Raw genomic sequence first — 14,380 nt, 5'->3', positions numbered from 1 at the left:
TCAAAACAGTTCCCAAACTTTTAAAATACTACGTAATCCGAGGAAAACAGAAACTAAAACAATAATAAAGGTAATTATATTTTGGAATTTGGAATTAACATGGTTTCCCAGTAAATTCTTTTTGTTGACGATCCAGTACAGAAAGACCACAATAACCGGTAATAATATACCATTCGCCACCTGGGCAAACTGGATCAATTGAATGGGTTTAAGCCCTAATGTCTGTACCAGAATACCGATGATCAGTATACTTCCCCAAACGGTCTTAAAACGTATATCCTTCAGACCTGCATTCCAGCCAAAACATCCATTGGCCACATAGGCCGCTGCCAATGGTGCTGTTATCGCAGAAGTTATCCCCGCTGCAAAAAGGCCGATTCCTAAAAAGTACTTTGCCAAAGAACCATACAGAGGTTCAAGCGTCATAGCTAGTTCCATTACATTATTGACAGCGGTTGAATTCACTGCTGCCGCACAAATAATAATAGAGACGGAGACCAATCCACCTAAAAGCACTGAGATCAGGGTATCGATTCTGGATGCCTTCAGATCTTCCGGTGAATTCCATCGTTCCCGCACCAAGGAGGCGTGCAGAAACAGATTATAGGGTACTACCGTAGTTCCCACTAATGCAGCGATCGTCAATATATTTGCATCATTCACCTCCGGCATGAAAATTCCCCTGAGGATCTCCAGGAAATCAGGGCCCGTCATCACGGCAGTGATCACAAAGGAAATACTCATGAGCAAAACGAGTCCTACCAGACTCTTCTCAAGAAATCGGTAATTCCCAATGGCAAGTAATAAAAATGCCACCCCTCCGATAATGAAGGGATAAAGCTGATGTCCTGCCTTACCTAACAAGGCTTCCATCCCCAATGCCGCTCCGCTAATATTACCGGCTTCGTAGGCTGTATTTCCAATAACGATAGCCGAAAGGATAAGCAAAACTCCTCCTAATCGTACCCAACGATTGGTGATATTCGATTTGATCACTTCTGAAAGTCCACGACCTGTAAGAATTCCTACTCTGCTCGACATCTCCTGAAGAATTATCGTAGCCACGATCGATAAGATCATCGCCCAGATAAGAGAATAGCCAAATCTTACTCCTGCCAGCGTACATACGGTAACGGTTCCGGGACCGATAAAGGCAGCAGCGATCAAGGTGCCCGGACCAATATTCTTTAAAAACCTAAGCATCAGTGAGCACTGTTTAAAGCATAGATCGCAAAACTCCCAAGCCAGTGGGTTCCTTCATAATTCTCATCTACGATCGAAGGTAGTGAATGGGCAATATGCTCCCTGGCAATTCTATTCAAATGACGATACTCCGGCAATGTTTTCGAAATACCGTATAAACACCATGCCCTGCTGAAGTTCACTCCGTCTAAATGTACCAGTTTACCATCGGTACGATCTGACACTTTTCCGGTCTCTAAATGAAAATCCTTGTCGCTTAATTGCGGAAGAAAATCCTTAATCCACTGGCGAAATTCCTCCACGTTCAAAACGCGCCTCATAATATCTGCCTCTTCCAGACATGGCGAAAGGAAGTCTGATCCTCCCGGTTCCCATGTGATCGGACAGGAACGATCGTTCCTATAATATGCCTTAGCGCGAGAAATTATAGTGTCTTTCAGCACGTCATTTTTAAATGCTTCTGCATAATCATAGGCAAAGGTCAGACCAAAAGCCGTATTGGTATGTTCTCCTACCCGGATCGGATAAAGAAGTTTCGGTAAAAAATCAATAAACTTAGTTGCGATAAGTTCAGAAAGTGGTTGAAGGTTTGATTCCAGCTCTCTGGCCAACGGGTCATCCCAGGTATGGATCTCTTCTGCCAGTTTCAACAACCACGCCCATCCGTAGGTGCGTTCATAGGAGGCACTGCCCGGACGGTCAAAATAGGCTATTTCCGCATTTATATTGTCCTTTGAAAGATTCGCTTTTAGCTGATTACGTATACGTTCTGAATCCCCAAGTTCCGGAAATTCCTTTAACAACTTCACCAGCGACCAGTGCCCGTGCACAGAAGAATGCCAATCAAAACATCCGTAAAACGCAGGATGCAATAATTTTGGATTTCCGATCTGACTCGAATCATGCAAGGTTTGTCCAAGGCGGTTCGGATATTCGACCTGCATACATTCCAAAGGTAACTTAGAAAGCCGGTTCGCTTCCGACAGCGTAAGTTTTAAGGGAGAGGATTCCTGAGAAATCTCCTTGGTTTTGCATTGAACTACTAAAAAGATTACACATAGCCCAATTACATTCAATAATAACTTCTTCATAGGTTATAGTCAGGATTTATGGGAAAACTATGAAAAAAATTCTATTCAGCCATTATAACATCAAAGTATAACTGAATAATACCCGCTAGATGAAATTAAAATTAGCAGTATAATCATGAATTGAGGAAAACAGTTTACAGATAACAGAAAACAGAAGACAGAAAACAGTTTACTGCTTCACAGCTTTAGGATGTGAAGATGTGACGATGTGACGCAGTGACGAAGTTACACGTAACAAGTAACAATGTAACCTATAACGATGAGACATTCGAAATATTCAATTGATTCGGTTGATCGAATCTATGGCTTTGTTATTTCTGATCGTATCGGGAATCTTAGGATTTAGCGGTTGCAGGGAATCCTTTAGTTTCTTATTGATCTCAAGCTGCACGGAATCGAGTTTAGAACCGGAAAGATCACCCTGGATCGAATCCCGTAATCGCTGTAATTCGAGTTTTTCTTCATCGGAAAGTCCTTCTTCATCGAGATCGATCTCCTCCAGATCTTTACCTTTGGTACCCAGCTTTATCTGCGGATCTTCCCGGTTTCCGGTAACCTTGATCGGGATTCCTATAATTCCAAAAGGAGGAAGTCCGAGACGCATTCGAAGATTGAGATCTCCATCCAGACTCGCCTGTCCTTCGGTTCTCAATCTGAACCCTTTAACTTTAAACTTAAACCTTTCGATATTCATTACATTATTATCCAGTTTAGACCTGATCTCCACATCAGAAATTTCCGGATCGTTCAACGCCTCAGCATTCGTTTTCTTTGACACGGTTCCCAATAGTTTATAACCTTTGATCTGAACTTTTTTTAAACCCAGCACTCCTCCCCCTTCAAGACTAGAAAATACCGGCTGCATATAGCCATTCAAAACACCGGAAATCTTATAATCGACAGAAACTATCCCTTCGGCATTCGCCGCAGCCGGAGCGAGTTCTTTAAACAGTTCCAATTCACGATAAGCTCTATTTATATCGAATTCAGAAGCTTTAATATCCAGCTCGAAAAATGCCTTGTCTGCTCCTTCATTCTTATAGAAGCCATCCATACGCGCTTTTGCCCCTATGATTGTCAATCCTGCATCCTTTAACACTAAACTACCATTGCTGACCGCCAGTTGACCACTGAGATCATCGATCTGAAGATCTTTATAACGCAATTTCCTGGTGATCAGCTCCAGGCTCAGATCATAATTCTCAGGAACCTTGATCACCCCGGTCTCCCCGGGTGCTGACACCGCCGTTACTGAATCGGTCATTATACGATTATCGGCTTCCGTTCCTGATCCTACTCTGGTCGAATCTTCAACATGGGTATAGTCCCCTACGAACAACTCATTAAGATTCAGTTCATCGGTTTGTAATCGGAATGCACCTTTTAATATCTGATCATCACGCAAAACATAATTGATAACGTTCTGCAGATAGCCATCCATCATAGCACTGGTGGTTCCATACTGTGTTTTAAAATCATCAAAACTCATCTGGTCCTGATAAAAGGTAAAGTCACCCTCCTCGATCAATAGTGGCAAGGGTAAATACGTTGAGTGCATAAGAATATCCTTAGCGTATAAGGTACCACTGTTATGCAAAGCAGCATAGTTTCCATTTGTGGCATCGCTCTGTTTTCCCTGCAAGGTCAGGTCGGCCCTTATCATCCCCTGAACATCAAGATTCTTATGCGAAAACACCTGATAGATCTTACCGATATCAAGGGTTCCTTTCGCTCTGATATCGTAATTTATATCTTCAAAATCTGATAAGGTCGCATGCATCTCAAAGGGTTGATCTTCAAACACAAAATTTCCTGAGGTCATTTGTAAATAGGCATCTTTGTAATTTCCGGATGTATTCTTTAAGATCATATCAAACTCGATATCCTTTACTGGATTCGGGTAATATGGAGTCTTTATCAATCCTTGAGTCAGCTTTAAGCTACCATTGATCTTCGGAAGTTTATGAGACCCTTTATGATATAAACCATCAGCATCCATTTCGGCCACTAACTTCCCATTCAGATCAAGATCTTTAACTCCTACAGCCCTGTTAAGTGTAGAGAGATCGATATCAGCATGCAGATTTGAATTCAAATACAGCGAATCCGCTTTTCCACGAACCGCAAAGTCACCATCAAAGAAACCACTTGCAGCTCGAAAGGAGAGTGAATCGAATGCTATATCCATATATATAGATTTCGTTCTGGACAACGCCGCTTTACCTTTGAGATAGAGGTCGGTTACTGGTACAGGAGCTTCGTTATAAGCTATGAATCCATCCTTAACTTCCAGATCGATCTTCAGATCCGGCATTATCGAATCCACAGCTATATAATCCCCTTTTATCCTGAGGTCAGCATTCAGCACTCCTCTGATATCGGCATTTTCTTTCCAGGCTACATATTCCGGTGGTAGCGCCGTAAATAAGGTTTCCAGTTTTGAACCGGAAGATGCGATGTCCAGATCTAAATTATACCCCCGTTGTAAAACGTTGAAGGCTCCGGAGAAAGTAATGGGAAAGCTATTGATCTCCAGTTCATTTTCGGTAAATATAAAAGAAAGGGATCTGGTATTGAATTTGGTAAAAAGATCCGCAGAAATCTGTTTGTTTTCCAGATATTTAATCCCGTCTGCTGCAATATCGAGCTTACGGATCTCGGCGTGGGTATTCAGTTCTGCATCCGCTCTGATAAGTTCTCCGGTTCCTGTATAATCAAAGCCTTCAGCTATTAGATCAAAATCAATGGCACGGTCATGATAGTCAACCTTACTATCGATAATCCTGATGATCTTCAATTCCATGTTCACGTTGGAGGAATCTTTGATCATCGTATCCTTTTCCCTGGAAACCGGTTGCTGTTTATAGATATTATAATTTGCCCGTCCAGAACGATCGATCTCCACATCGATATCTGCCTTATAGATATAAATACCATCGACATTCACATTACCTCCGAAAATCAATGACCAAACATTTATTCCAAAACCCAGTTCTTCTGCCTTTACAAAATTTTCCTCTTGAAATGGTTCTGATCCATTGACCGACAAATTCTTTAACGACAAAGTAAGGGATGGAAAATATCTGAAAAACGAAAGCTGAGAATCTTCAAAGGTAAGTTCTGAGGTAAGGCTTTTATTGATAAGTACTCTGATCTTTTCAGTAATGGTGTCATGAAAGATGATCGGTAAAAAATAAAGAGAGGCCAAAATTAAAATGAAGGCTCCTATCAGGAATTTCCACAACTTCCGGAATCGCTTGGTTTTATTTTCAGACATGCTATTTCGTTATGCGTGAATAAACAGGTCGGGGTATGAAAAAGGGCTGGTAATACACAAGAAAAACAGGGCTTTACCCCCATTATACATATTACTTAAAGATATAAAAAACATATGGTTTCCCCCCCGATTAATCCGATGAAAAAATTCGTGACCAATTATAGTTCAAACAGTTAATTACAACATGTTCTATTTAAGCATTCGCCTGCTATATTTCCGAATCCGTTTAAAATTGTATCTTTCAGAAACCAACCCACGCTATTGTAATGAAAACCACTCTAAGGATACTTCCGGCGATAGTAATCTCACAGTTTTGCTGTACCTCTTTATGGTTTGCCGGTAATGCCGTATTAAATGATCTGATGCGAGAATTCGATATCGACCGCATGGGACTCGGGCATTTAACGGCCGCTGTTCAGTTCGGATTTATCAGTGGTACGTTGATTTTTGCAATTCTTACGATAGCCGACCGTTATTCTCCATCAAAGGTTTTCCTTTTTTGTGCGGTTTCCGGGGCCTTGTTTAACCTGATCATGCTTCTCGATCAAAACAGCCTGATATCGTTGGCAACATCACGATTCATGGTGGGCTTCTCTTTAGCAGGGGTATATCCTGTTGGTATGAAGATCGCTTCCGACCATTTTGACAAAGGATTAGGGAAGTCTCTGGGTTATCTCGTAGGAGCCCTGGTACTGGGTACTGCCTTCCCGCATCTTGTCAAGGTCATTACTGTCGATTCTTCCCTGCCCTGGCGATGGGTGGTCATACTTACTTCAGTGTTATCCCTGATGGGAGGAATACTGCTTTTCTCTTTGGTGGGTGACGGCCCCTACAGAAAGGTCAGTAAAGGATTCCATCTTAATGCCTTCTTTAAAGTATTTGCTTCCGGATCCTTTCGTACTGCAGCTTTTGGTTATTTCGGCCATATGTGGGAACTCTATGCTTTCTGGGCTTTCATTCCCTTTCTCCTCGAATACCGAAATCTCAGTATACCCGGTTCCGACCTTAATGTTCCATTATTATCCTTTATCATCATTGCAGTAGGCGGACTTGCCTGTGTGATCGGGGTGTATATTGCCCGGGAAAAACGCGTAAAAAAAGTAGCACGCACGGCATTGCTGATCTCCTGTTGCTGTTGTTTGCTATCACCTTTTATGCTACAGATTCCGAGTAACACCATTTTTCTGGTGTTTCTGATCTGTTGGGGAATGGCAGTGATAGCCGATTCTCCGCTTTTTTCAACTTTAGTGGCAAAGAATGCCATCGCGGAATACAGAGGAACTGCGTTGACTATTGTTAATTGCATCGGATTCGCCATCACCATTGTTAGTATTCAAACGCTAAACCTGCTTCAGGAAACCATCAACCCACAATATCTATTGATCTTTTTGGCATTTGGGCCCGTTCTGGGCTTGTATGTACTTTTTAGAAAATGATTGTCATATAGAATATTTTCTATATTTTTTTCTTTCTCTATTTGATTAAAGTATTCAAACATTGAATTATTTTGAAGGCCTACAATGTCTTTTTGCAATCTGGATATTTCCTTATCTAATTCTTGCTGATCTATGCAGGAATTGAACTACAAAACTACAGATGCAAGATAAAATTTCTTCAAAGTATTAGGATTTAATTTAATCTGAAATAGTAATAATATAATTCAAAGGAGCAAAATAGACGCCTTTTATACTTATCGATTTACTGGTTCTTTTTCAGATATTTTGAAAATACTATATCCTATACCAAATGATAACCAAGGATTAGCATTACTTTCCCAACTATATTTTGATTGGTTATTTATATGATCCCATCCTGAGTATATTCCAAATTGAACTTTTTTATATTGAAACATAATTCCATACAAAAAGGTTAAAGCTGAAACATTTTGCGTTTCATCATTTTCAATTCCTGTTGAATTGATTGTATCGAGTCCAACACTTCCAATACCAGCTCCCAATTGAATATTAAATGTTGTTTCATCATTTAAGGAAATAACGTTAATATTTATCGCTGTGTTTAAATTAAACTCTGTTTCATAAACAGTTTCTTTATTAGGTCTAAATTTAAAGGGAAGTGAAAGAATCCCTATTGAAAGAGTTTCTGGTTTAGATATACTCTCCGCTGATGCGTAAAAATCATCCTTAGATATTGTGAAAATTTTACCTTCATATGCGTTTTTTAATTTTTTTTGTTTGTTATTATTACCAGCTATTTTGGCCACCTTCAATTTAACAGAATTGTCACCTATCTCAATTATTTCATAATTCAACTGTTCTAAATATAAATTGTCATAAACTTTATTTTTTAAGGCATTATCATTGAGATAAGAAATGTCTTTAGATTGAACTTCAATTGTATTTTTTAATTTTATATAACTTCCCTCTTTTAATTGATTTTGAGAAAATATTATGGTAGATATAAATAGAAATAATATAGAACATACGTTTTTCATATTAGAATAGTTTTGGTTGGTTATAATTTCAATATATCAATTATTCTATATAGCATATACTTTTTCTCCTAAAAAAGGGGGAATTTCCCCCTGTAAATCAAGAAGTTCAGGAATTTTAATCTTCGTTATAGTAACAGTTGCATGTTCTAGATTTTTACAATATAGAATATTTTCTATATCTTTAAGAAAAATATACTACCATGCTCTCAAAGATCTACGGCAGTGCCATTTTTGGCATCGAGGCCACTACCATTACTATTGAAGTACATATCGACCAGGGAGTCGGATACCATCTGGTAGGCTTACCTGACAATGCGATCCGGGAAAGCAATTATAGAATCGCAGCGGCCCTTCTGAATAACGGATACAGGATACCCGGAAAGAAGATCACCATCAATATGGCACCGGCTGACCTGAGAAAAGAAGGTTCTGCGTATGACCTTCCTATCGCCCTGGGTATACTTATGGCTTCCGGAAAAATTACCGGCACTTCCATAGGCGACTATATGATCATGGGGGAACTTTCACTCGACGGAAGTCTGCAACCTATTACCGGTGCTTTACCCATTGCCCTCAAAGCAAAGGAAGAAGGTTTTAAAGGGATCATATTACCGGTGCAAAATGCCGAAGAAGCCGCCGTAGTAGATTCTATAGCCGTTTACGGGATTCATAACATTACCGAAGTCATCGATTTCTTTAATGAAAACGGGGCATTGAAGCAGGTCGTTATCGATACACATAGGGAATTCTACCATAAACTGGATCACCCGGAATTTGACTTTTCAGATGTACGCGGACAAGAAACGATAAAACGATGCATGGAGATCGCTGCTGCCGGCGGACACAACATTATTTTAATCGGTCCGCCAGGTTCTGGAAAAACCATGCTCGCCAAGCGATTACCTTCCATTCTTCCTCCCATGTCATTACAGGAGGCTCTGGAAACAACAAAGATCCATTCAGTTGCCGGCAGGATGAGCGACAAAGGACTCATGACACAGCGCCCCTTCAGGAATCCACATCATACCATATCCGATGTAGCCTTGGTCGGTGGAGGCTCCTATCCTCAACCGGGCGAGATTTCCATGGCACATAATGGTGTCCTATTTCTCGATGAACTTCCCGAATTCAAACGCGGTGTTCTGGAAGTGATGCGACAGCCTCTGGAAGACCGGGAGGTAACCATTTCACGAGCCCGATTCACGGTTACCTATCCAAGCAGTTTCATGCTGGTTGCCAGTATGAATCCTAGTCCCGGAGGATATTTTAATGATCCTGCCGCCCCGGTAGCTACATCACAGGCAGAAATGCAGCGCTATATGGGTAAGATCAGTGGTCCTTTACTGGATCGAATCGACATCCATATCGAAGTTTCCCCGGTACCATTTGAAAAGTTATCGGATGACCGGAAAGGTGAATCCAGTATCGCGATCCGTGAGCGGGTAAGCAAAGCCCGTGAAATACAATCCAAACGATTTCAAGAGATCTCCGGGATTCATTACAATGCGCAGATGGGCAGCCGCCAGATACGAAACTATTGTACGTTGAAAGAAGAATCCTTTCAAATGTTGAAAAGCGCTATGGAAAGACTCAATCTTTCCGCCAGGGCTTATGATCGAATCCTTAAAGTTTCACGAACCATCGCAGATCTTGAGGGAAATGAAATGATTCAAAGCACTCATATCAGCGAAGCCATTCAATACCGAAGTTTAGATCGAGAAGGATGGCTGGGATAACGCTAGTTTAAAAGACATCCATTTGGTAAAATTACCAAGCCAGGCTATTTCAGCTCTTCGTTAACAATTTCGATTTTATACTCCATAAATTTTAAACTATTCGCTTTCTGACAATGTATTCTTTGAATTATTCCAAATTTCAGGGGATTTTCCCCTTACTTAAATCTAAATTTTTAAATACCTTTAAATCAATCATTTAATATCCTCCTTGCCGATATAATCAATCAAACTATCTCTAAACGAATACCTGTAATTCCTCCATTTCAAATCTTTGATGACTTAACTATTCATAGTTAAATCAATTTTATCAATAATTAAAAAAGTTTAAAAATGGCAAAAAAGAAAGCTAGTTCTGAAAACGAACACGGAGAATTACGATCAGGTAAAGTTGCGGGTACCAAATTAGTATCCGGAACCAATTTTACCAATAAGGGTCTGCAGTATGCAAATGTTGATGGTATGGCCATGTTTGAAGGTGATATTATACTGGGAAGTATGGATCAGATTCAGGCAGAATTTGATTCCGGATTAGTTGAAGGAGTAGGTATATCGGGAAGTAGTTACCGATGGCCAAATGGTGTCGTACCCTATACGATTGCTTCCGGATTTCCGAACCAAAACCGAATTACGGACGCAATTGCACATTGGGAAGCAAATACGCGTATCAGGTTTGTTGAAAGAAACAGTACCAATGCAAGTACCTATCCTAATTATGTGAAATTTCAAACTTCAAGTGGCTGTTCTTCCTTTTGTGGAATGCAAGGGGGTGAACAACCTATTAACATCGGTTCCGGTTGTTCTACCGGTAACACCATCCATGAAATCGGACATGCGATCGGTTTGTGGCATGAGCAAAGTCGGGAGGACCGCGATACCTTTGTAAGAATTGAATGGGATAATATTCTGGAAGGTCGAGAGCATAATTTCAATCAGCATATTTCGGATGGAGATGATTATGGAACGTATGATTACGGATCAATCATGCATTATCCTGTGAATGCTTTTTCAAAGAATGGAAATAACACCATAGTACCCCTGCAACCCGTACCAGCCGGTGTGATTATAGGCCAACGCTCCGGATTGTCACAAGGTGATATCGACGCTGTACATGCGATGTATCCATTTATTAATCTTCCTACGATCAAAGAAATGACGAAAGACCCAATATCTGATCCGGTAGTCACTCTAAAAGAAATTCCGAAGGATCCCATAGGAGATCAACCTACCTTTAAGGAAGTCAGAAAAGACCCTATTCAGGATCCGGTTCATACAAAGAAAGAGATTTCCAAAGATCCGGTTCTTGATCCAAATCCAACATTGGTTGAGCGTATCGATCCCGGTTTTTTCAATATAAGACGACCCTTTGTTCTTTCGACACCTCATCATTTCAATGATCCGCAGAATACAGGATATGATGTTGCGAAAATGCAGGAACTCATGAATATCGCACTCTTGATCGATCAACAGATCGCAGATCTTGACGCGATTAACAAGCAGCTACTACAATCATTAAACCAAATGTAATTAGTTATGATCTTAACTGTTTCATTCCCAGAGGAGGAACACACAGAAAAAGTTCATGAAATACTATTCAGGAAAGGGAAGGAATTTGTGTTATTTGACCTGTCACAGTTTCCTTCCTCTACTGGATTTGGATTGCGTATTTCGGATGATACAGAGGAATCCACATTACTGATAAATAACAGAGCTATTCATTGTGAAACCATAAAGGCCGGTTGGTGGCGAAGAGTCAGGCCTTTTACAATTAATGGATCAAATCCACAGGATAATGCATTTATTCAGAGTGAGGCTTCCCAGGCCATTGATGGTTTATTAGATAAACTTCAATGCCCCTGGATAAATCCGCGAAAGGATGATGAAATTGCACACAGGAAGATCTATCAATGGTCTGTTGCAAGAAGGATCGGATTAAATCTTCCCAGAACACTGGTTACGAATGATCCGATGAAGGCCAGAGCATTCATAAGAGATCTCGGAATCGGCAATGTGGTTTACAAAGCCTTTCTTGCTTCGATCAATGATTGGAGAGAAACCAGAATTCTAAAAGAAACAGATCTGCAATTTATTGAAAACGTATCTATTGCTCCAGTTATATTTCAGGAATATATTGAAGGTGTAGATCTGCGGATCACTGTTGTCGGGGACAAGATCTTCCCAGTCTCCATCGATGCCAGAAAAACATCCTATCCGGCAGATATGAGAATGGTCGTCGGTGAATCAGTGGTAGGTATTGAAGCCTTGCCAAAAGAAATCGAAAAGAAGATCTTTTTACTACAAAAAACTTTAAATTTAGCCTATGGCGCCATCGATATGCGCAGAACAAATGATGGTAAGTATGTTTTCTTTGAAGTGAACCCTGCCGGGCAATGGCTTTTTGCAGAACAACATACCGGGCTGCCCATTACAGAGGCTGTTGCAAACCTTTTAATAGAAAGATCAAATGGAATCCACTGAACAAAATTATGAAGTACTTTGTTCCGGAACTATCATACTTCCGGATAATTGTCCGGAAACGATCGCTGACAGTATTCAGATTTCATGTCTGAATACCGGATTGCTCGATGCTCCTGCTACCAAAGTTTCTGAGCTCGAAATGAAACAGGTTCAGGTAGGTCCCAAAAAAATAGTCCCCTTTGATTTTATAATTCAAACGTCGGTTCCTATGAAACATTTATCATTACGGGTGATTATTCAACTTGATTCGTCAAGTGATCAAACACAGGGCAACAAACTTAGAACAGTTGAACATTTTCCTTTAACGAATTTTATTGGCCTGAATACGGGAAAGATGAGCGTGAAGTTCTATTAAAACAACATCTATTTAACTTGTACAGGACAGAATCGTATATAAACAAAAAAACCGGGTGAGAACCCGGTTTTTTATTAGTATTGAAATTGTTTTTAATTCCAGAATAGCGAATAAAGTACGACCAAAATGATCATTACTGCAAAGGCTCCAATATTGAAGACCGGACCGGTCTTGAATAAGCTTTTGGTAAGCGGAATTCCTTTTGGATCATCTTGTCCTTTATTCTGACTTAAACTCACGATCCCGATGATGATCATCGTTAAGATCGCAGTAACTCCCATCTGATTCAAGAAAGGAAGATCAACAAAGATAGGGCTATCTGACCATCCGTTCGGTGCTACCTTGAAGTACATAGCGATCGGAATAGAAGCCAGCGCTCCCCAGATTGCTCCTTTGTTGGTGGTCTTTTTCCAGAACAAACCTAACAGGAATACTGCAAGAATACCTGGACTCACAATACCGGTATATTCCTGAATATACTGGAATGCCTGTCCTAATCCTGACAATAACGGAGCTACCATACATGCGATGACAAGTGCTACGGCAGCAGAGATACGACCAACCTGAACGGTAGTCATATCACTTGCATTCTTATTGATATATTGTTTATAGATATCCATTGTAAAAATGGTAGAAGTCGAGTTAAGCATAGATGCCAGTGATGAAACGATCGCGGCTGCAAGAGCTGCAAATGCGATACCTTTCAATCCAGCAGGCAGGAATTGCAGCAACCATGGATATGCCTTATCCGGTTGTGCCATAGATGGCTCGTTGAAAAGTCCGAGGTCGCCAAGCTTAGCCATAATTTCAGGATCATTGACCATTACATAGGCCGCGATACCCGGAATTACCACTACTAATGGAATGATAAGCTTCAGGAATGCAGCAAGTAGAATTCCACGCTGAGATTCTTTAAGAGATTTCGCCGCGAGGGTTCTTTGAATGATATATTGGTTGAATCCCCAATAATAGATATTCGCTACCCAAAGTCCTCCAATGAGAACCCAGATACCCGGAAGATTCTTAAATTCAGGATTATCATGGCTCAGAATCATGGTAAAATGTTCGGGAGCTGCTTCGAAGATCGTTTCCAATCCTTTCATCACCCCTTCTCCACCAGAAACGGTATTCAATGCCAGATAAGTGGTTACAAGTCCACCCAGTACCAGGAAAACTACCTGAATTACATCTGTCCATGCTACTGCAGAAAGTCCACCATAGAGTGAATAGGCAGCCGCGAACAATGCAAGTCCGATAACTCCATAGATCATAGGAATTCCCATGATGGTTTCCATCGCAAGAGCTCCGAGATAAAGTACAGAAGTAAGGTTAACAAAAACGTACAGAGCGATCCAGAAAACCGCAAGAATGGTCTTCAGATTAGTCGAATAACGTTTTTCAATAAATTCCGGAATCGTGTAAAGACCCTTTTCGATAAAGATCGGTAAGAAATACTTACCGACAATGATCAAAGTAAGTGCAGCCATCCACTCATAGGAGGCGATCGCAAGTCCTACTGCAAATCCGGATCCGGACATCCCGATAAATTGTTCAGCGGAAATATTGGCTGCGATCAAAGATGCTCCGATCGCCCACCAAGGTAACGATTTGCTTGCCAGGAAATAGTCTTCCGCATTACGCTGATGTCCTTTTTTACCACGTGATACCCATAGTCCGACACTGAGAATCAGTACCGCATAACATATGAAGACCACGTAATCCCATAGTCCGAATGTTGAATTCATAAAATAGTTAGTTAAGGATTTAATTAAAAATTAACCGTAAAAATAA

Annotated in this window: 10 protein-coding genes; 5 read left to right on the top strand and 5 right to left on the bottom strand. The window is 40.6% G+C overall.

The window, feature by feature from the left end:
- The 3 genes from DMZ48_RS13675 to DMZ48_RS13665 form a co-directional block, all read right to left on the bottom strand.
- On the bottom strand, window positions 1-1,206 hold the full coding sequence (locus DMZ48_RS13675; protein ID WP_422395440.1) for an Nramp family divalent metal transporter: 1,206 nt from the start codon (window positions 1,204-1,206) through the stop codon (window positions 1-3).
- Window positions 1,203-2,294: a DUF2891 domain-containing protein gene (locus DMZ48_RS13670; protein WP_143955715.1), complete on the bottom strand. Its 1,092-nt coding sequence runs from the start codon at window positions 2,292-2,294 to the stop codon at window positions 1,203-1,205. The genes DMZ48_RS13675 and DMZ48_RS13670 overlap by 4 nt, the downstream gene beginning before the upstream one ends.
- A gap of 277 nt (window positions 2,295-2,571) precedes the next feature.
- A complete protein-coding gene (locus tag DMZ48_RS13665; protein WP_143955714.1) occupies window positions 2,572-5,571 on the bottom strand; it encodes an AsmA family protein in 3,000 nt (999 codons plus the stop codon).
- Between the two features lie 266 nt (window positions 5,572-5,837).
- Here DMZ48_RS13665 and DMZ48_RS13660 point away from each other — a divergent pair, with 266 nt between their 5' ends.
- Window positions 5,838-7,007, top strand: coding sequence for an MFS transporter (locus tag DMZ48_RS13660; RefSeq protein WP_143955713.1), 1,170 nt, complete (start codon window positions 5,838-5,840; stop codon window positions 7,005-7,007).
- Between the two features lie 254 nt (window positions 7,008-7,261).
- Here DMZ48_RS13660 and DMZ48_RS13655 read toward each other — a convergent pair whose 3' ends face one another.
- On the bottom strand, window positions 7,262-8,023 hold the full coding sequence (locus DMZ48_RS13655; protein ID WP_143955712.1) for a hypothetical protein: 762 nt from the start codon (window positions 8,021-8,023) through the stop codon (window positions 7,262-7,264).
- A 200-nt stretch (window positions 8,024-8,223) separates the two neighbouring features.
- On the opposite strand from DMZ48_RS13655, the gene DMZ48_RS13650 reads away from it, so the two are divergent.
- The 4 genes from DMZ48_RS13650 to DMZ48_RS13635 all read left to right on the top strand — a co-directional run bounded on the left by DMZ48_RS13650 (window position 8,224) and on the right by DMZ48_RS13635 (window position 12,589).
- Window positions 8,224-9,759, top strand: coding sequence for a YifB family Mg chelatase-like AAA ATPase (locus tag DMZ48_RS13650; RefSeq protein ID WP_143955711.1), 1,536 nt, complete (start codon window positions 8,224-8,226; stop codon window positions 9,757-9,759).
- A 330-nt stretch (window positions 9,760-10,089) separates the two neighbouring features.
- The gene (gene legP, locus DMZ48_RS13645) at window positions 10,090-11,283 is read left to right on the top strand and encodes a Dot/Icm T4SS effector Zinc-dependent metalloprotease LegP (protein ID WP_143955710.1); all 1,194 of its coding nucleotides are present in this window, start codon (window positions 10,090-10,092) and stop codon (window positions 11,281-11,283) included.
- Between the two features lie 6 nt (window positions 11,284-11,289).
- Window positions 11,290-12,234 carry an MvdC/MvdD family ATP grasp protein gene (locus tag DMZ48_RS13640; protein WP_143955709.1) on the top strand — a complete coding sequence of 315 codons (945 nt, stop codon included), beginning with the start codon at window positions 11,290-11,292 and terminating at the stop codon, window positions 12,232-12,234.
- Window positions 12,221-12,589: a hypothetical protein gene (locus tag DMZ48_RS13635; protein ID WP_143955708.1), complete on the top strand. Its 369-nt coding sequence runs from the start codon at window positions 12,221-12,223 to the stop codon at window positions 12,587-12,589. Before DMZ48_RS13640 ends, DMZ48_RS13635 begins: the two co-directional genes overlap by 14 nt.
- A gap of 92 nt (window positions 12,590-12,681) precedes the next feature.
- On the opposite strand, the gene DMZ48_RS13630 is transcribed toward DMZ48_RS13635, so the two are convergent.
- Window positions 12,682-14,334: a sodium/sugar symporter gene (locus DMZ48_RS13630; protein ID WP_143955707.1), complete on the bottom strand. Its 1,653-nt coding sequence runs from the start codon at window positions 14,332-14,334 to the stop codon at window positions 12,682-12,684.
- Window positions 14,335-14,380 lie beyond the last annotated feature (46 nt).

The sequence above is a fragment of the Robertkochia solimangrovi genome (assembly GCF_007279655.1).
Taxonomy (GTDB): Bacteria; Bacteroidota; Bacteroidia; order Flavobacteriales; family Flavobacteriaceae; genus Robertkochia; species Robertkochia solimangrovi.
Note: the sequence above shows the minus strand (reverse complement) of the source record. Positions and strands in the feature narration are given on the sequence as shown.